Below are 17,106 nucleotides of genomic sequence, written 5' to 3' on the forward strand. Positions count from 1 at the left end.
CCGTCCGCGACTCCAAGGATGCAGGAAGCGGCAGCCTCCACACCGTGCCCCACGTCGGCCCGTCATTACGTGGCCCACGAAGCCAGCTGCCCTGACCAGTAGTTGAAACTTGACGCGCTCCACCGGACGCATACAGCAAGGACGTGCGTCCCACCTCACTCCCATGAATCACTTGTGTTGGCAGTTGCGATTCTGCTTTCCTGTGGGCACAGATGTCGCGCATGACCGGCCGACGTCTGCGACACGGGAGGGGAACCGTGCCAGAGGAACGGATCGATCCGTCCGGCATACCGCAGTTCACGGGGAATCTTGAGCTTCTGGAGGAGAAGGCCGGGAGTCTGAGGAAGGACGCCAAGGCCATCCGGGAGACCGGAGCGAGCATCCACACCGGCTTCCAGGGACTCAGCTCGTTCTACGACGCCCCGGAGGCGGAACAGCTCTTCGCCACCACCAAGCCGGTCTCGACACGTGCGGACGGCTTCGGCGACAAGCTGGAGAAGGTCAGCTCGGCCCTGGACGACTACGCCGCCGAGGTCCGGCCGATCGACAGCAAGCTGAAACGTCTCCGCACGGAGGCGACCGCCTTCGTCAACTCGATCGAGGGCGACGCGGACTGGCGCAAGGACGAGGACAACACCACCAGGAACAACGACCTCCACCAGGACGTGAGCGTGGCGGTCGCCCAGTTCTGGGCTGCGGAGCGCCGTGCGGCGAACCGCATCCTCCGCCTTGTCGGCGGCACTCCGTGGACGGCCGACGACGGCTCGGGCGGAGACCACATGTACGGCCTGAGCACCGCTGACATGAAGAAGGCGGGCGAGACCCCTTGGGGCAAGGTCGTCGAGCGGCAGCGGGAGTGGTGGGAAGTCGGGCACCACATCAAGAGCTTCGCCTGGGACGGCTTCGTCATCGACGGTGCCTGGGCGGCCCTGAAGGGCCTCGGAACCCTGGTCAACCCGTGGGGCGACGACTTCGGCAACGCCTGGTCCGGCCTAGCGGACGCCTTCGGAGGCATCGGCCTCTACACCGTCGCGCCCTTCGAGTGGGTACTCGACAAGACGCTCGGCACGTACGAGGAGACGGCCGACGAGAAGCGTATGAAGCAGGCCGCCAGGGACTTCGGCAAGGGCATGGTGGCCTGGGACGAGTGGGGCCGGAACCCGACACGCGCCGCCGGGCTGGTCACCTTCAACGTGCTCACACTGGGCGTCGTGGGCAGCAAGGCCGGAACCGCCGGCAAATTCAGCAGGACCGCCCACACCGCAGGCCGCCTCGCCGACCCCATGACCTACATCGGCAAGGGTGTGGGAGTCACCGTCGGTAAGCTGCCCAAGATCAGCGAAGTCGCCGCCAACCTGAACCGAGTCACGACCGGTCTTGTCGCCAAGCTGCCGGACGGCCGGGTCTCGCTTCCGCTGCGGACGGACACGGTCCCTGAGTTGCCATCGACGCCCCCACAGACGGGTCGCTCGTCCGGGAACCTGGCCGTAGAGGAGGTGAGGCTCCCCGACGGCAGGCTCTTGACACCATCGGGACGGCTCCTGGACCCGGACGGCAATCTGCTTCCCGCCAACCGCCAGGTCGAAGCCGCTGGCCCACGAGGTGGCACAAGCCCGCCGGAGTTGGCAGGCCCCGCAGGGCGCGCGTCGGGCGAGCCTTCGGCCCCGTCCGTTGTGAACGCCGCAGACAACGCCAGACAGAGCACGGTGACCACGGGCGAGACGAGCACCGACGTAGGCGACGTCAACGGCCGCGCCCACTACCGAGATGGCGGTGAACCGCCCAACGGGCGGGCGACCACCCCAGAGGTCCCCGGCTACCTCGAAGAACTTTTCCGACGGGAGTCCCCGCGAGGAGTCAACGACCCCCTGCCGTCATTCGACGAGGTACGACAGGCTTTGCTGGACCGGCAGCTGACGCCTTCGAACCGCTCTTACACCTCGGAGCAGGGACATGCGTATGCCACGCGGGTCTTCGCAGGCGGAAGGGCTGACGGACAGACGGTACTGGCGGGCCACGGCTTTCTGGAGAGCAGAGCCGGAGTTCTTACGGTACCTCCGGGCACTTCTATTTCATTCTATGTGCAACACGGTGAGAGAATACCCGGATTGAATGGCGTGGCAGTGGAAAGCGGAGTGTACCCTAAAGGTGGGTACGTGGAGACCTTCCACGCAGGGGATCAGATACCGAACTACACTCTGGGATCACCTCAAGCAAGGCTCGGCGAGGGGTTCAGCGTCATGGAAGAATCCACGACGGTGGCGAATCGTACAAAACTGTCCGAACTCCTGCGGCCCGGAATGGGAGAAATACACTGGGCGGCATGCCGCGAGGTAAGGTAACCGACATCACTGGAGAGACGATGCACCCCTTCAGGGACAGCGAATACGAGTGGGTCCTCACCAGCGTCGCACTCGTCGTCGAGGAAGATTCACTGAACCCAGAATATGTGACGGAGATCCTGCAAGTCCAGCCCACATCATCCGGGAAGCCTAGTATTAGCCCTTGGTGGCCAGAGCCTCTTCCGGGCAGTTGGGCCTGGGAAGTAAACGAACACACCTCCCGGGATTTCACCACGCAACTGAACCAGGCCCTTGAGATCATCGAGCAGAAAAGGGGGGAACTCAAACTCCTGACGAACGAGGGCATCGACGTCTATCTACACATTTACGGATTCGCCGGCAACAACTCTGCGGTCACCATTTCGGGCGATCAGATGAGAAAACTCTCGCTCGCGGGAATCCCAGTGCTCTTCTCACCGAACACCAATGAGAGATGACAACATGGAGAAAAAGACCCGCACGAGAAAGACCTTCTGCGACGTACAGGTCTCTCTACTCGTGACCGCACCGAATCTCAATGGAGGGTTCGTCACGCAAGTCCTGGAGGCCGAGCCAACAAGTGAGATCGACAAGGGTCGCTACCCAGACTTCAGAGACGGGCAACCATTCTGGATCCTCTCCTCACAGGTAGAGCCTGACACTGACCCCGTGAAGGCGATTGAGTCATTTCTCACCGAGCTTCTGAGAAAAAGAAGCCAGCTGGACCAGCTGACCGAAACGGGGCACCTGGCATCCATCGACATCTCGGGGCGGGCAGAAACCCAACAGCACCTGTACTTGCCTCCGGAGGTGTTGCGCCTGCTGGGTGACACAGGCATGCCCGTATCTGTCACTGTCCTCTCCGATGCAGTCAAAGATGACATGGCATGGTTGACGGAGGGTCGATAGGTCGCTGCCGTCAACAGGATCATGGTGCGTATCGCCGGAGGCTTCAAAGAATTTTGGTGGTGTGCAGAAGAAAGCTGCCCACATCACAAAGACAGCTTGACCGATCATACCCGCGGGAAAGCAGAAGCAGACGTTATCCCCATAGCCGACTACTTCGATCACGGTCACGCGCTATGGGAAATTATGGGCGTCGCCGTTGACGTTCTCGGGTCCGAGCAGGGCATAGTCGGCGGCTACTCCATTGTGACTGACGGCGAGTGGATATGGCGCCAGGATCTGGGATTCTACGTGCGCACCTACAACCTGTCCCTGCCCACAGATCTCCTGTCACGAATCCGCGAGTTGAACTACACGATTCCCGATGTTCCCACAGAGAGACTGATCGCCTTGACCGAGGAATCCGCCGCTCATTTCTAGCGCTTCACAGAGCTCCAGGACAGATGGAATGAGCTGCTACTTCCAGACACACAGGGACATCGTGTGGAACCCCTCGAACTCCGTGGCCCGTCTCTTTGTTCAGCAGGTGCACCAACAGAGTGAGCGGTTAGGGGTTCCCTCGGGGCTGGGGCCGCTCGCCGAAGACGAGTGCGAGATCCACGTAGAAACCTTCGCCAGTTTCGTCGACGCCTCAGTCAGAGATTTCAACAATACCAACAATGCCGTCAAGAAAGCTCTGATGCGAGGCGTCACGTTGACTTGCCTGGTACTGGCCGAACGCGCCGGACTGTTGGCGTTCGAGACACTGGAGAGCAACTGGCGAGACGAGGTCGTGGAGCTGAGCCGCCACATGACCCGGCCATGACCGCTGACGATGCGCCACCCATCTGACCCAACCCGCCAGAACGGACGGGCAACAACGTTCAAGCATCGAATCCGCAGGCACGCCATCATCCGAGGCGCATAACCCATGAAAATCGCCGGGTACTACAAAGAATTCTGGAGACTCCCCGGAACAGGGGATCGGGAAACGCTGACAAGCGCGTCCGATAATCTACTTGCCCAACCCGAGCCCGACGTCGATCTAATCGTCGGCTACCTCCGCTCAGGACATGCCGTCTGGGACATCATGGGGATCTCGGACGATGTACTCGGATCGGAGGCAGAATTTGTTGGTGGATACTCCACCCTGACCGATGGGGAATGGGTATGGCGCCAAGACCTCATGTTCTATGTCAGGAGGTATAACCTGGCTCTGCCCCAGGAGCTCGTTTCGAAGATTCGAGGGTTGAACTACGCCGTGCCTGCGATCCCCCCGGAGAGAACAGTCGAGCTGGGTGAGGAATCCGCAAAGTACATGTAGTTCCATGTGCTGCGCGCCGGCAGGACGGCACGAACGCACCTGCATCCGCCAGACGCCCCTCCAGGTTCCGGAACCGTGCGCGGAGGCTTGACGTCCTCAGTCCGCAGCCCGACGCTGAGAGCGCTCTCACTCAGGCCGAGAGTTCTCCGCTCCCCAGCGGTGACCGCCCCCACCCCTCCACACCCAGCCTCTCCCCCGTCGACGCCAACCCCTCCGGGTCGGGCCGCGACGGCTGATCCGTGCGTCGCCACCCCGCGGCGCACGTACCCCACGTTCCGCCTGAACGGGAACCCCCACCCCAAGGAGGAAGAGCGTGCGCGCTCTGCGAAGAACACTGGCGTACCTCGGCACGGCGGCGATACTCGCCACCGGCCTCATGACCGTCGGACCGGCGTCCGCCGCCGACAGCTCCACGGCCGGCAGCACCAGGGACGCTGCCGCCGTACCGACGACCATCCCGCTGACGTTGAAGAACGACTCCGGCCGCGGCGAGCAGACCTACGTCTACGTCATCGGCACCGAGCTGGCCTCCGGGCGGCAGGGCTGGGCCGACGCCAACGGCACGTTCCACCCGTGGCCGGCCGGTGGCAACCCGCCGACGCCCGCGCCCGACGCGTCCATCCCCGGTCCGGCCAACGGGCAGTCGAAGACGATCCGGATGCCGAAGTTCTCCGGCCGGGTCTACTTCTCCTACGGTCAGAAGCTGGTCTTCCGGCTGACCACGGGCGGCCTGGTGCAGCCCGCCCTCCAGAACCCGACCGACCCGAACCGCAACATCCTGTTCAACTGGACCGAGTACACGCTCAACGACTCCGGCCTGTGGATCAACAGCACGCAGGTGGACATGTTCTCGGCTCCCTACGCGGTCGGCGTGCGGCAGGCCGACGGCGTGGTCAAGAGCACGGGACGCCTCAAGCCGGGCGGCTACAACGCCTTCTTCAACGCGCTGCGCGGGCAGTCGGGCGGCTGGGGCAACCTGATCCAGACACGTCCCGACGGAACGGTCCTGCGTGCGCTCTCCCCGGGCCACGGCCTCGGCGCCGGCATGATCCCGGCGAACATCCTGGACGACTACGTCAACCGCGTCTGGAGCCGGTACAGCAGCCAGACGCTGACCGTCACGCCGTTCTCGCACGAGCCGAACACCCGGTTCCACGGCCGTGTCTCCGGCAACACCATGCACTTCACCAACAACGCGGGCGCCCGGGTCGCGTCGTTCGAGAAGCCCGACGCGGACAGCATCTTCGGCTGCCACCGGCGGCTGCACGCGCCCAACGACCACGTGGTCGGCCCGATCGCCCGCACCCTGTGCGCGGGCTTCCACCGGTCGACGCTGCTGACCAACGCCAACCAGCCCGACGCGAACAACGCCAACTTCTACAAGGACCCGGTGACCAACCACTACGCCCGCCTGGTGCACGCCCAGATGGTCGACGGCAAGGCGTACGCCTTCGCCTTCGACGACGTCGGCGCCCACGAGTCCCTGGTGCACGACGGCAACCCGCAGCAGGCCTACATCACCCTGGACCCCTTCAGCTGACCTGCCCGGGCCGGGGAGCCGCCGCACGCCAGCGGCCTCCGCCGCAGTTCCCGCGCCGCCCGTGAGGGCGACCCGGGCGACCGGCCCCGCACGGCCTCCGCCGTGCGGGGCCCTCGCACACCACCGCCCTCCATCGGGCACGAGCCGTGCCGCTCTCCGCGGTGCGGGACGCCTCCCGCACCGGCCACACAGGCGGCTAGCCTGGGCCGATGAGCGACGAGAGCACTGTCCCCTTCGGTTCCTTCGACGCCGCCTGGCCCGCTGTCCGGCGGCCGGAGCTGGTGGCCGAGCCGGTGTCGGCCGCGCTGGCCGCCTGGGCCGGTTCCGGACCGGTGGAGTCGGTCCTGGTCGTGGACACCGACCCCGACAAGGCCGACACGACCGTCTTCTGCCAGACCTACGACGTGCCGCCCGAGGCGTCGGCCAACTGCGTGGTGGTCGCCGCCAAGCGCGGGCAGGACACGACGCTCGCCGCATGCGTCGTGCTGGCCACGACCCGCCTGGACGTCAACCGGACCGTGCGCAAGCATCTCGGCGCCCGCAAGGCCTCGTTCGCGCCGATGGACACGGCCGTCGTGGAGACCGGTATGGAGTACGGCGGCATCACGCCGCTCGGGCTGCCGAAGGGCTGGCCGCTGCTGGTCGACGAGGCCGTGATCGCCACGCCGCACGTACTGGTCGGCAGCGGCCTGCGTCGCGGCAAGCTCATCCTGCCCGGTGCCGCGCTGGCCGAACTGCCCGGCGCCGAGGTCGTCCCCGGCCTGGCGGGCTGACGTGTACGCCGGAGATGCGGGTCGTCACTGGGGTCTTCCGGCAGGGAGACGGGACTGACCTGCGGGACAACCGCTGGGTAGGACCGTGCAGTTCAGCGCAGTGAGGGGAGGGGGTGCGCGGCCCAGTGGTCGGCGGCGGTGATGCCCAGGAGCACCACGTCCCGGTAGTCGCCGGCAAAGAACTCGTGCTGGCGCAGCCGTCCCTCCTCGACGAAGCCCAGACTGCGGTAGAGAGCAAGGGAGGCATCGTTGAACGCGTAGACCTCCACTTCACACTTGTTGCAGCGCTGCTCGGCGAACATGTAGGTGAGGACCAGCCCGGTGGCTTCCGCCGCGTAGCCCTTGCGCCGGTGCTCACGGGCGATCTCGATGCCCGTCTTGAATCTTCCCGCACGGCTGTCGGTTTCCCCGACCGTCACGGAACCGGCGAACGTACGATCGGCCGCTGACTCGATGACCAGCCGGAACGTTCCGCCCTCCGGTGCCCGCCCTGCACGCTCGGCAGTCCAGGCACGAAAGCTCTCCTGCGAGCGGGGAGGCCCGACCAGGTCGGCGTTGCGGACATCAACAGTGTGCTCGGCCAGATCGCGGAAGTCCTCCCAGTCCTCCGGCTCGACACCGCGAAGACGCACCTTCTCACCGGTCCACATGTCACTCATGATGGCCATGGTGTCCGCAACTGCCGTCGCATGCAGGCGCTGAGGGGAATCCACGGCCCGGGGCTCAAGCTCCGACCTCCGAGCCCCTTCTACAAGGAATGGGCGGCGGGTCCCCTTCCCACCCGCCCTCCCCCTCACAAGGGCGCGGCACGGAACCGGCGGAGTCGCGACCGACCCCGCCCGAACGACTGTCAGGATGCCGCCAACCGCCGCTTATACCAGGGGTGATGACCCTGGGTGAGTGGTTTGCGACAACGCGTCGCCGGGGTCTAGCGTGCGCGGAAAGAGAACGACCCCGGCCGGTGCGGGAACACCGGGACGGGGTCTGACCGTCCGAATCGAAGGCTGAGTACGATCCGATGGCTATTGACGACCCTAGCGCCGACCTGCCCACCGCCGCACACCCGATGGCCAATCCGGGGTACGGCAAACGCAGCGCCCCCGGCCAAGACCCCGCCCACCCGCAGGACTTCGCACACCTGCCCGCCCGGGAGGCGGCCGTCGCGTCCTACCTGGACCGGCTGCCCGAAGGCGCCGACCTCTCCGTGAAGACGCTCGCCAAGGTCCTGCCCTACGGCCAGTGTGCCCTGCGCACCGCGCTGCGGCGGCTGTCGGAGGCCGGGCACCTCCGCCGCGTCAAGGAACACGTCCGCACCGGGCAGAGTGCCCGCTGGGTGACCCGGACCTACTTCACCCGCACCCCGCGCGACGACCGCCTGGTGGGCGGCGTTCCGGGCCGGTGAGACGGTGCCGGAGTGCAGCGGTCCGCCCGCCCGCAGCCGCGCCTACCGCGCGCTCGCCGCGCTGGGCCGCACCGACCGGCGGATGAGCCTGTCGGCGGCCGACTGCGCCGAGCTGGAACCGCTGGTCACCGTGTGGTTCGCCCGGGACCCCGACCCGCGCCGACTGGTCGACGCCCTCACTGCGGGCCTGCCGCCCGTCGTGTTCCACCCGGCGGGCATCGCCCGCCGCCGCCTCACCACCAAGCTGCCACCCGAACCCTTCCCCGAGCCGGCCCCCGGCCTCCCGTACGGGTCCGCCACCCCTCCCGACGGGACCGGGCCCGCCCCCGCCGAGGTGCCGCCGCTGCGCATCCTGGAGTGCACGGTCTGCCGGGTGCCCGGCAGACCCGACGCGCTGCCCGGCGGCGTGTGCCGCGACTGCCGTGGTGACGCCCCACCACCCATGCCGGGTCCGGACGCGGACGAGATCCAGCGCCGGGTCGCCCGCCTCCGCGCCGCCGCCCGCAACACCGCCCGCACCTCGCAGCAGCACCCGCGACAGGCCTCGCCGCAGGCCCCACGACCGGAACGCCCCTCGCACTCCGCGACGGCTGCGTCCCCTCCGGGCGGAGCGAGCCGCGCATGACCTCGCAGCCCGTACGTCCCCTGCACGCCGTGCCGCACGCGGTCGCTCGTCCCGGGGCAGGATGGAGACGAGGAGGCGACGCCATGACACCAGCCACAGCGGACCGGCCCCAGATGCCCGTCGAGGACTTCGAACAGCTCGCCGCCACGGCCCCCGAAACCGTGACGCTCGAATTCGTCAACGGAAAACTGGAGGTCAAGCCCGTGCCCGACGGCGACCACGGAGCGATTGTCATGTGGTTGCTCAAGCGGTGCATGGAGCAACGACCGGAGCTGGCCCTCTACCCCGACCAGGGGCTCAGGGTGGAGGCCTACCGGCAGGGCCGGGCCCGCCCGGACGGCACGCTCGCGCCGGAGGACCACTTCGTCGGCCAGGGCGAGTGGGCCGACCCCGACGGCGTGCTCATGACGGTCGAGGTGACCTCGTACGACCGGGACACCGACCGCCGGGACCGTACGGAGAAGCGGGACGGCTACGCGGCTGCCGGAATCCCGGTGTACCTCCTGGTCGACCGCGAGGCGTGCACGGTGACCGTCTACTCCGAGCCGCAGGACGGGACCTACCGGCGCCGCGCCACCCAGCCCTACGGCGAGGTGGTCGAAGTGCCCGCCCCCGTGAGCGTCACCCTGCACACCGCGAAGCTCAAGGACTACGCGCACTGACCCCGGCCCCCGCCCGCGATCGGCCCACTGCGCCCGGGCGTCCAGGAACGACAGCACGCGAACGGCGTCGCGGAGAGGGAAGGGGAGCGAGAGTCAGAGGCGGGTGGCCGTGCGGACCAGTCCGGCGAGGGCGAGGGAGCGGCTGTGCGCGGGCCACGCGAGGTGGGTGACGACGGGGGGTGCGTCGGCCAGCGGGACGGCGGCGTGCTCGGCCCACAGCCAGGCGCGGGCCGAGTCAGGATAGACGGCCACGGTGCGTCCCAGGGCGATGAGCTGGGCCAACTGCGTCTGGTCGTGGATCTCGGGGCCCGGGCCGGGCGGAAACGTGCCATGGCGGGACCAGCGGGCGAGCGGAAGATCGGGGATGTCGGTGACGTCGGCCAGGGTCAGAGTCCGCCGCGCGGCGAGGGGGTGCCCTGCAGGCAGGACAGCGATCTGCCCCTCGGTCATCAGTTCCTCGCTGTCGAACCCGGCAAGGGAGTTGAACGGCGCGTGCATGAGGGCCACGTCGGCGCGGCCATCGCGCAGCATCCGTTCCTGCTCACACGTGCCGCTCGGCAGCACCTCGATCTCAGCGGCGTCGGGCTCGGCCGCGTAGGCGTCGAGGAGCTTGTGCAGCAGTTCGTGAGACGCGCCGGCCTTCACCGCCAGCACCAGACGGTTTCGGGGGCCGGCCGGACTGTCGGCGCCACCGGCGCCACCGGCGCGACGGGTGCGGCGAGCGGCGGCGGTGGTTGCGTCGAGGGCTGCGCGGCCCTCGTGCAGCAGCATCTCTCCAGCGCCGGTCAGGGAGACGCCCCGGCGGTGGCGTTGCAGCAGGGAGACGCCTAGGCGCCGCTCCAGCCGCTGGATCGCCCGGGACAGCGGTGGCTGGGCCATGCCGAGGCGCTCGGCGGCACGGCCGAAGTGCAGTTCCTCCGCGACGGCCGTGAAGTACCGCAGCTCACGGGTCTCCAACGGGTCCATGACCACAGCGTACTTCGGTGATACCCACCGGGTATGGCAGGCCACCGGATCGGTATTGGATGCGCCGCTTGTCCGCGAGCGAGCATCGACGGCATGAGCGAAACCACGAACACAGCCTCCGCATCACTGCCCGGCGGCACCTGGTCCCTGGGCGAGCTGACCGTCACCCGCTTCGGCTACGGCGCCATGCAGCTCGCCGGCCCCGGGGTCATGGGCCCGCCTGCCGACCGCGACGGCGCGCTCGCCGTCCTGCGCGAGGCCACCGACCTCGGGATCAGCCATATCGACACCGCCGGCGCGTACGGACCACGAGTCACCAACCACCTGATCCGAGAGGCGCTGCACCCCTATCCCGAATCGCTGCACATCGTGACCAAGGTCGGCGCGGTCCGCGATCAGCAGGGTGGCTGGCCCCCTGCCCGCCAGCCCGAGGACCTGCGCCGCGCCGTCCGCGAGAACCTGGAGGACCTCGGCCTCGATGCGCTCGACGTGGTCAATCTCCGGCTCGGCGACGCCCAGGGGCCCCTGCCGGGCTCGCTCGCCGAACCCTTCGAGACCCTCGTCGAACTCCAGCAGCAGGGCCTCGTCCGGCACCTCGGAGTGAGCAACGCGACGGCGGAACAGGTCACCGAGGCGCAGTCGATCGGACCGATCGTGTGCGTGCAGAACATGTACAACCTCGCCCACCGTCAGGACGACGCGCTGATCGACGAGTTGGCCTACAAGGGCATCGCCTACGTACCCTTCTTCCCGCTGGGCGGCTTCACCCCACTACAGTCCACGGCGCTCTTCGCCGTGGCCGACCGGCTGGATGCGACGCCGATGTCGGTCGCCCTGGCCTGGCTGCTGCGGCGGTCGCCGAACATCCTCCTCATCCCCGGTACCTCGTCGGTGGGGCACCTGCGCGAGAACGTCACCGGCGCGGGACTCTCGCTCTCCGACGAGGACCTTGCCGAGTTGGACCGGATCGGCCACTAGCAGGACGCGATCCGGCCCCGCGGGGCTCGCCTACGCGGCAGCGGACAGCCCCGGTGCGTCCGCTCGCCGACCCCTGCCCGCCCCGACGCGTTCCGTCCGTGCCCCCGCCCTCTCACGGGCGGGACGAGGACGGGACGCGTCGGCGGGTGGCGGGCGGCTATCTGCGGATCATGCTCACCAGGGTCTTGAAGGCCGGCTTGGTGGGAATGAACGGCGTGAAGTGGCCGATGCCCGTCATGAGTTGCAGCCGCGCACCCCAGTTGTTGACGTACCGGCGGGACAGCTCGATCGGCACGTCCAGGTCGGCGGTGCCGTGCACCACCTCGACGGCCACCCGCGGCAGCAGCCGCATCGGGTCGGCCTCCGGCATGTGGGCGGCGACGCCCTCCTGGCCGCCGAGGAACTCGGCCACCGCACCGTCGCTGAGCCCCATGTCGTAGGCGCGGGCCAGGTCCGCGATCGGCGCGACGGCGATCACCCGGTCCGCGGCCCGTTCCCGGGTGGCCGCCGCCCACAGGGCGAGCTGGCCGCCCGCCGAGTGGCCCAGCAGCACCCTCGGCGGACCACCCAGATGGGTGAGCGCGGCGTCCACGTCCTCGGCCGTCTGCGGCCATCCGCCGCCACCGCCGATCCGCCGGTACTCGACCAGCTCGACGGAGAACCCCTCCTCACCCAGCGCCGCGGCGAACGGCGACAGGTAGCCGCGGTCGTAGCTCTGCCGCCAGAACCCGCCGTGCAGCACCGTCACCCGCGGCCCGGTGCCCTTGCCGTACAGGTCGATCACCTGCGCCGGGTCGTCCCCGTACGCCTCCGTGCGCACCGGTTCCACCGGCGCCAACTCGGTCAGCAGCGTCCACTCGGCCTCACTCACCCGACGACCTCCCCCAGCACCCGTGCCGCGTACTCGACATCGGTGAACGAGGTGTACAGCGGAGTGAAGCCGAAGCGCAAGACGCCCGGCCGCCGGTGGTCACCGACCACACCCCGCGCGATCAGTTCGGCCATCACCGGTTCGGCGTCGTCGCAGTGCAGCGAGATCTGGCTGCCGCGCCGGTCGTGCTCGCGCGGCGTTACGCAGCCCAGCCGTCCCTCGGGCACGTGGACGTCCACACACCGCAGGAAGAAGTCGGTCAGGGCGAGGGACTTGGCACGCACGTCGGCGATGTCCACGTCCCGCCAGACGTCGAGCGCCGCCTCAAGGGCCGCCATCGACAGGATGTCGGGCGTGCCGACGCGCCCGTTGCGCACGTCGCCCGCCGGCTCGTACGCGGACGCCATTCCGAACGGATCGCGGTGCGAGTGCCAGCCCGGCAGCGGGGAGTCGAAACGGGACTGGTGCTCGCGGCGCAGGTACAGGAACGCCGGCGCCCCCGGGCCGCCGTTGAGGTACTTGTACGAGCAGCCCACGGCGAAGTCCACGCCGTGCTCGTCCACGCCGACCGGCAGCGCGCCGGCGCTGTGGCACAGGTCCGCCACGACGTACGCGCCGGCGGCGTGCGCCGCCGAGGTGAGCGCGGGCAGGTCGTGCAGTTCACCGGTGCGGTAGTCGACCTGGTTGAGCAGCACCGCAGCCGTACGCGGCCCGACCGCGGCGGCCAACTCGCCCGGATGCACGGGCCGGACGGTGCGGCCGGTGAGCCGGGCGGCGGACTCGGCGATGTAGCCGTCGGTGGGGAACGTCGCCGCGTCCACCAGGATCTCGTCCCGGTCGGCGCCCGCGGTGGACGCCCCGGAAGCTGCCGGGTGCGGGCCGTGGCTGTCGGCCAGCCGCACCGCGCCGACCAGCGCCTTGAAGACGTTGACGGACGTCGAGTCGCCGACGACCACCTGGCCGGGGGCGGCACCGATGACGGGGGCGATGAGGTCACCGACCCGTTCGGGCGCCTCCCACCAGCCGGACTCCGTCCAGGAGCGAATGCGCATCCGTCCCCACTCGCGGGTGACGACGTCCGCGAGCCGGTCGGGCACGTTGCGCGGCAGGGCGCCGAGCGAGTTGCCGTCGAGGTAGACGACCCCCGGAGAGCCGTCCTCTGCGGGGCCGTCCTCTGCGGAGCCGTCCTCCAGGGAGTCGTCCAGTACGAACCGGTCCCGGACCCCCGCGAGCTTGTCGCCGTCGTCGAGGCGGGCTGCTTCCCGCCTGAGGTCAGACATGGCTGCGAGCCGTCCACAACTCGGGGAAGACGCTCTTGCCGGCGCGCTTCTCCAGCCAGGCCACCCCGGCCGAACCGCCCGTCCCGGTCTTCGCGCCCATCGCCCGGCGCGTGGCCACCAGGTGGTCGTTGCGCCAGCGCCACACCAGCTCGGCCACCTCGGTCAGCGCCTCGCCGAGCCGCACCAGCTCGCTGTCCTGGTCTCCGTCGGCGTAGACGCGCGTCCAGGCGGCCTCGACCTCCGGGTCCGGCTCGTAGCGCTTGGTCAGGTCGCGGTTGACGACGTGCTCGGGCACACCCGCGCCCCGCCGGTGCAGGAAGGCGAGCACCTCGTCGTAGAGGCTCGGCTCGTGCAGGGCCTTCTCCAACTCGTCGTGCACCCGCGGCGCACCGCGGTGCGGGACGAGCATGGAGGCCGACTTGTCGCCGAGCATGAACTCCATCCGCCGGTACATGGCCGACTGGAAACCGGAGCCCTCGCCCAGCGCGGACCGGTAGGAGTTGAACTGGGCGGGCGTCAGGTGGGCCAGCGGCTCCCAGGACGCGTTGAGCGAGCTGAGCTCCCAGGTGGAGCGCTTGAGTGCGGCGAACGCGGTCGGCAGGTCGTCCTGTCTCAGCGCGTTCGCGGCGGTCTGCCACTCGTGCACGATGACCGTGAACCACAGCTCCATGACCTGCGTGGTCACCAGGAACACCATCTCGCCGGGGTCGTCCGACAGCGGGTGCTGGAGGTGGGTGAGGACGTCCGCCTGCACGTAGTCCTCATACGGCGTGGTACCTGCGAAATCCAGGTTCGGGGTCTCCGACATCTCAGGTCTCCTTGAACGCTCGCCCGGGGTTGCCGGGCCCTCGGGCCCGCCCCTCGCCGCGCCGCGCGCGCCGGGCGCACACGGGCGGGGAGACGAACAGGCCCCGGCGAGATCATCTCTGCCGGGGCCTGCGACGGCAAGGGCCGAAGGGCACAGTCAGGCCCGTTCAGGCCTGTTGGTGTTCTGCGGTCAGCCGTATCCCAGCGGTCACCGTCAGCCGTCAGCCGTCAGCCGTCAGCCGTCAGCCGTCAGCTGAGGATGTCCGCCGCGGTGGGCGAGCTCTCCTTCAGGAACGTCGAGCAGCGCTCGTACTCGTCCTGCTCGCCGATGGCCTGCGCGGCGCGGGCCAGGGCGTGCAGGGCGCGCAGGAAGCCGCGGTTGGGCTCGTGCTCGAACGGCACCGGGCCGTGGCCCTTCCAGCCGCTGCGGCGCAGCGCGTCCAGACCGCGGTGGTAGCCGGTGCGGGCGTAGGCGTAGGACGCGACGACCTGGCCGGCCTCGAAGGCGTCGTCGGCGAGCTGGGCCCAGGCCAGGGAGGACGTGGGGTACTTCGCGGCGACCTCGGCGGGTGCCTTGCCCGAAGCCATCAGCTCGCGCGGCTCCGGATCGTCGGGCAGGTGGGTGGGGGGCGGTCCCCCGAGCAGGTTTTCGTGAGTGGCCATGCCCCCAGTGTGCCTTGTGCGGCGCACGGAGAACCGCCCGCCCCGACGACCCGGGCGGGCGGTTTCCTGGTTGTACCGTGCAGCTTTCGGCGAGGTGCTACTTGAGCTTGGTGCCGGTGGAGCGCAGGTCGCCGCAGGCCTTGAGCACGCGGGCCGCCATCGACGCCTCGGCCAGCTTGCCCCAGCTGCGCGGGTCGTAGACCTTCTTGTCGCCGACCTCGCCGTCGACCTTCAGCACGCCGTCGTAGTTGCGGAACGCGTGGTCCACGATCGGGCGGGTGAAGGCGTACTGGGTGTCGGTGTCGAGGTTCATCTTCACCACACCGTTCTCCAACGCGGTGGCGATCTCCTGCTCGGTGGAACCGGAACCGCCGTGGAAGACGAAGTCGAAGGGGTCCTGCTTGCCGTACTTGGCGGCGACGCCCTCCTGCAGGTCCTTCAGCAGCTCCGGACGCAGCACCACGTTGCCGGGCTTGTACACGCCGTGCACGTTGCCGAAGGACGCGGCCAGCAGGTAGCGGCCCTTCTCCCCCAGCCCCAGGGCCTCGGCGGTGCGCAGCGCGTCGTCCACGGTGGTGTACAGCTCGTCGTTGATCTCGTGGGTGACGCCGTCCTCCTCACCACCGGTCGGGGTGATCTCCACCTCAAGGATGATCTTGGCGGCGGCAGCGGCGGCGAGCAGTTCCTGGCCGATGGACAGGTTGTCGGCCAGGGTCTCCGCCGAGCCGTCCCACATGTGGGACTGGAACAGCGGGTTCTGACCGGCGGCGACGCGCTCCTTGGAGACCTCGATCAGCGGACGGACGTAGCCGTCCAGCTTGTCCTTGGGGCAGTGGTCGGTGTGCAGCGCGATGTTCACCGGGTACTTCTTGGCGACGATGTGCGCGAACTCGGCCAGCGCGACCGCACCGGTGACCATGTCCTTGCTGTACTGGCCGCCCAGGAACTCCGCACCACCGGTGGAGATCTGGACGATGCCGTCGCTCTCGGCCTCGGCGAAGCCGCGCAGCGCCGCGTGCAGGGTCTGCGTCGAGGTGACGTTGATGGCCGGGTAGGCGAACTTGCCTGCCTTCGCCCGGTCGAGCATCTCGTTGTAGACCTCGGGGGTTGCGATGGGCATCTGTCCGCTCCTTGTGAGACGTGCGGGTGTCCGCTGGGATTGACCGTGAAAGTTTCCAGCCCTGACCTTTGGGCGACGTCATCGTCGGCCCCATCCTCCCAGAACCCGCCGGATGCTCCAGACGGGCAGGCCGTTTGTGGACGGCTCGCCTCTCCGGACAACCGTCGTGCCCCGGTTTCACGTGAAACCGTCCGCCACTCGGGGGATCAGGGGCGGGCACGGGGATCAGCTGGCTCAGGGATCAGGCGAGGCCGAGGTCGCTCAGGTCGTAGGCGTACCGGTAGGTGAGGCCCGCGTCCTCCATGGCCGGAGCGGCACTGCGCTCCACGATCGTCGCCACCGCGACGACCTCGGCGCCCGCCTCGCGGGCGGCCTCGACGGCGGTCAGCGGGGAGCCGCCGGTGGTGGAGGTGTCCTCGACGATCAGCACCCGGCGGCCGGCGATGTCCGGGCCCTCGATCCGGCGCTGGAGGCCGTGGGCCTTGCCCGCCTTGCGCACCACGAACGCGTCGAGCCTCCGGCCGCGCGCCGCGGCGGCGTGCAGCATCGAACCGGCGACGGGATCGGCGCCCAGGGTGAGCCCGCCGACCGCGTCGTACTCCAGGTCGGCGGTGAGGTCCAGCATGACCTGACCGGTCAGCGGCGCGGCCTCACCGTCCAGGGTGATGCGGCGCAGGTCCACGTAGAAGTCGGCCTCGGCACCCGAGGAGAGAGTCACCTTGCCGTGCACCACGGCCTTGTCCTTGATCTGCTGCAGCAGATCAGCACGCACGTCGCTCATGGCGCAGAGCCTATGCGCTGCCCCCCGCCCGGGCAGCGCCGGGCGGGCCGGGGACAGGGCGGGAACAGGGCGGGGCAGCACCGGGCCCGGCGGGGGCGAGACCGGGCG

General features: G+C 69.0%; 20 protein-coding genes. 12 read left to right on the forward strand and 8 right to left on the reverse strand.

The window, feature by feature from the left end; translation table 11 throughout:
- Positions 1-257 precede the first annotated feature (257 nt).
- From QNO07_RS06490 to QNO07_RS06525, 8 genes are all read left to right on the forward strand, one after another.
- Positions 258-2,342, forward strand: coding sequence for a putative adhesin (locus tag QNO07_RS06490; protein WP_283990629.1), 2,085 nt, complete (start codon positions 258-260; stop codon positions 2,340-2,342).
- The gene (locus QNO07_RS06495) at positions 2,324-2,779 is read left to right on the forward strand and encodes a DUF4279 domain-containing protein (protein ID WP_283990630.1); all 456 of its coding nucleotides are present in this window, start codon (positions 2,324-2,326) and stop codon (positions 2,777-2,779) included. Before QNO07_RS06490 ends, QNO07_RS06495 begins: the two co-directional genes overlap by 19 nt.
- On the forward strand, positions 2,769-3,230 hold the full coding sequence (locus QNO07_RS06500; RefSeq protein ID WP_283990631.1) for a DUF4279 domain-containing protein: 462 nt from the start codon (positions 2,769-2,771) through the stop codon (positions 3,228-3,230). Before QNO07_RS06495 ends, QNO07_RS06500 begins: the two co-directional genes overlap by 11 nt.
- 21 nt (positions 3,231-3,251) lie before the next feature.
- Positions 3,252-3,647 carry a hypothetical protein gene (locus QNO07_RS06505; protein WP_283990633.1) on the forward strand — a complete coding sequence of 132 codons (396 nt, stop codon included), beginning with the start codon at positions 3,252-3,254 and terminating at the stop codon, positions 3,645-3,647.
- A 28-nt stretch (positions 3,648-3,675) separates the two neighbouring features.
- Positions 3,676-4,032, forward strand: coding sequence for a DUF6086 family protein (locus tag QNO07_RS06510; protein ID WP_283990634.1), 357 nt, complete (start codon positions 3,676-3,678; stop codon positions 4,030-4,032).
- 105 nt (positions 4,033-4,137) lie between these two features.
- Complete coding sequence (locus QNO07_RS06515) at positions 4,138-4,530, forward strand: hypothetical protein (RefSeq protein WP_283990635.1); 393 nt, start codon at positions 4,138-4,140, stop codon at positions 4,528-4,530.
- Positions 4,531-4,843: 313 nt separating this feature from the next.
- A complete protein-coding gene (locus QNO07_RS06520) occupies positions 4,844-6,070 on the forward strand; it encodes a glycoside hydrolase family 64 protein (RefSeq protein WP_502961790.1) in 1,227 nt (408 codons plus the stop codon).
- Positions 6,071-6,279: 209 nt separating this feature from the next.
- Positions 6,280-6,843 (forward strand): YbaK/EbsC family protein, encoded by a 564-nt coding sequence (locus tag QNO07_RS06525; RefSeq protein WP_283990636.1) that lies wholly within the window; start codon positions 6,280-6,282, stop codon positions 6,841-6,843.
- A 92-nt stretch (positions 6,844-6,935) separates the two neighbouring features.
- Here the strand turns inward: QNO07_RS06525 and QNO07_RS06530 are convergent, their stop codons facing one another.
- Entirely contained in the window at positions 6,936-7,502 is a 567-nt protein-coding gene (locus QNO07_RS06530) for a GNAT family N-acetyltransferase (protein ID WP_283990637.1), read from the reverse strand.
- 359 nt (positions 7,503-7,861) lie between these two features.
- On the opposite strand from QNO07_RS06530, the gene QNO07_RS27525 reads away from it, so the two are divergent.
- From QNO07_RS27525 to QNO07_RS06540, 3 genes are all read left to right on the forward strand, one after another.
- The gene (locus tag QNO07_RS27525; protein WP_349636809.1) at positions 7,862-8,245 is read left to right on the forward strand and encodes a hypothetical protein; all 384 of its coding nucleotides are present in this window, start codon (positions 7,862-7,864) and stop codon (positions 8,243-8,245) included.
- A gap of 4 nt (positions 8,246-8,249) precedes the next feature.
- Positions 8,250-8,870 (forward strand): hypothetical protein, encoded by a 621-nt coding sequence (locus QNO07_RS27530; RefSeq protein WP_349636810.1) that lies wholly within the window; start codon positions 8,250-8,252, stop codon positions 8,868-8,870.
- 83 nt (positions 8,871-8,953) lie between these two features.
- Complete coding sequence (locus tag QNO07_RS06540) at positions 8,954-9,532, forward strand: Uma2 family endonuclease (protein WP_283990638.1); 579 nt, start codon at positions 8,954-8,956, stop codon at positions 9,530-9,532.
- Positions 9,533-9,625: 93 nt separating this feature from the next.
- On the opposite strand, the gene QNO07_RS06545 is transcribed toward QNO07_RS06540, so the two are convergent.
- Positions 9,626-10,498 (reverse strand): LysR family transcriptional regulator, encoded by an 873-nt coding sequence (locus QNO07_RS06545; RefSeq protein ID WP_283990639.1) that lies wholly within the window; start codon positions 10,496-10,498, stop codon positions 9,626-9,628.
- A gap of 93 nt (positions 10,499-10,591) precedes the next feature.
- On the opposite strand from QNO07_RS06545, the gene QNO07_RS06550 reads away from it, so the two are divergent.
- Entirely contained in the window at positions 10,592-11,476 is an 885-nt protein-coding gene (locus QNO07_RS06550) for an aldo/keto reductase family oxidoreductase (protein WP_283990640.1), read from the forward strand.
- Between the two features lie 157 nt (positions 11,477-11,633).
- Here the strand turns inward: QNO07_RS06550 and QNO07_RS06555 are convergent, their stop codons facing one another.
- The 6 genes from QNO07_RS06555 to QNO07_RS06580 all read right to left on the reverse strand — a co-directional run bounded on the left by QNO07_RS06555 (position 11,634) and on the right by QNO07_RS06580 (position 16,998).
- Positions 11,634-12,347, reverse strand: coding sequence for an alpha/beta hydrolase family protein (locus QNO07_RS06555; protein ID WP_283990641.1), 714 nt, complete (start codon positions 12,345-12,347; stop codon positions 11,634-11,636).
- Positions 12,344-13,627, reverse strand: coding sequence for a kynureninase (kynU, locus tag QNO07_RS06560; RefSeq protein WP_283990643.1), 1,284 nt, complete (start codon positions 13,625-13,627; stop codon positions 12,344-12,346). The genes QNO07_RS06555 and kynU overlap by 4 nt, the downstream gene beginning before the upstream one ends.
- Positions 13,620-14,435, reverse strand: a complete 816-nt coding sequence (locus tag QNO07_RS06565; protein ID WP_283990644.1) for a tryptophan 2,3-dioxygenase family protein — start codon at positions 14,433-14,435, stop codon at positions 13,620-13,622. The genes kynU and QNO07_RS06565 overlap by 8 nt, the downstream gene beginning before the upstream one ends.
- Before the next feature lie 248 nt (positions 14,436-14,683).
- The gene (locus QNO07_RS06570; protein ID WP_283990645.1) at positions 14,684-15,097 is read right to left on the reverse strand and encodes a DUF3151 domain-containing protein; all 414 of its coding nucleotides are present in this window, start codon (positions 15,095-15,097) and stop codon (positions 14,684-14,686) included.
- Positions 15,098-15,194: 97 nt separating this feature from the next.
- The gene (gene fbaA / locus QNO07_RS06575; RefSeq protein WP_283990646.1) at positions 15,195-16,217 is read right to left on the reverse strand and encodes a class II fructose-bisphosphate aldolase; all 1,023 of its coding nucleotides are present in this window, start codon (positions 16,215-16,217) and stop codon (positions 15,195-15,197) included.
- Between the two features lie 241 nt (positions 16,218-16,458).
- Entirely contained in the window at positions 16,459-16,998 is a 540-nt protein-coding gene (locus QNO07_RS06580; RefSeq protein ID WP_283990647.1) for an orotate phosphoribosyltransferase, read from the reverse strand.
- Positions 16,999-17,106: the final 108 nt, after the last annotated feature.

This window comes from Streptomyces sp. 549 (genome assembly GCF_030124175.1).
Lineage (GTDB): Bacteria > Actinomycetota > Actinomycetes > Streptomycetales > Streptomycetaceae > Streptomyces.

Bases quoted from the DNA above. Each gene is read 5' to 3' on its own strand.
- QNO07_RS06495 (WP_283990630.1), top strand. From the start codon at position 2,324: ATGCCGCGAGGTAAGGTAACCGACATCACTGGAGAGACGATGCACCCC.
- QNO07_RS06500 (WP_283990631.1), top strand. From the start codon at position 2,769: ATGAGAGATGACAACATGGAGAAAAAGACCCGCACGAGAAAGACCTTC.
- QNO07_RS06505 (WP_283990633.1), top strand. From the start codon at position 3,252: ATGGTGCGTATCGCCGGAGGCTTCAAAGAATTTTGGTGGTGTGCAGAA.
- QNO07_RS06510 (WP_283990634.1), top strand. From the start codon at position 3,676: ATGAGCTGCTACTTCCAGACACACAGGGACATCGTGTGGAACCCCTCG.
- QNO07_RS06515 (WP_283990635.1), top strand. From the start codon at position 4,138: ATGAAAATCGCCGGGTACTACAAAGAATTCTGGAGACTCCCCGGAACA.
- QNO07_RS06525 (WP_283990636.1), top strand. From the start codon at position 6,280: ATGAGCGACGAGAGCACTGTCCCCTTCGGTTCCTTCGACGCCGCCTGG.
- QNO07_RS06530 (WP_283990637.1), bottom strand. From the start codon at position 7,502: ATGAGTGACATGTGGACCGGTGAGAAGGTGCGTCTTCGCGGTGTCGAG.
- QNO07_RS27525 (WP_349636809.1), top strand. From the start codon at position 7,862: ATGGCTATTGACGACCCTAGCGCCGACCTGCCCACCGCCGCACACCCG.
- QNO07_RS06540 (WP_283990638.1), top strand. From the start codon at position 8,954: ATGACACCAGCCACAGCGGACCGGCCCCAGATGCCCGTCGAGGACTTC.
- QNO07_RS06545 (WP_283990639.1), bottom strand. From the start codon at position 10,498: ATGGACCCGTTGGAGACCCGTGAGCTGCGGTACTTCACGGCCGTCGCG.
- QNO07_RS06550 (WP_283990640.1), top strand. From the start codon at position 10,592: ATGAGCGAAACCACGAACACAGCCTCCGCATCACTGCCCGGCGGCACC.
- kynU (WP_283990643.1), bottom strand. From the start codon at position 13,627: ATGTCTGACCTCAGGCGGGAAGCAGCCCGCCTCGACGACGGCGACAAG.
- QNO07_RS06565 (WP_283990644.1), bottom strand. From the start codon at position 14,435: ATGTCGGAGACCCCGAACCTGGATTTCGCAGGTACCACGCCGTATGAG.
- QNO07_RS06570 (WP_283990645.1), bottom strand. From the start codon at position 15,097: ATGGCCACTCACGAAAACCTGCTCGGGGGACCGCCCCCCACCCACCTG.
- fbaA (WP_283990646.1), bottom strand. From the start codon at position 16,217: ATGCCCATCGCAACCCCCGAGGTCTACAACGAGATGCTCGACCGGGCG.
- QNO07_RS06580 (WP_283990647.1), bottom strand. From the start codon at position 16,998: ATGAGCGACGTGCGTGCTGATCTGCTGCAGCAGATCAAGGACAAGGCC.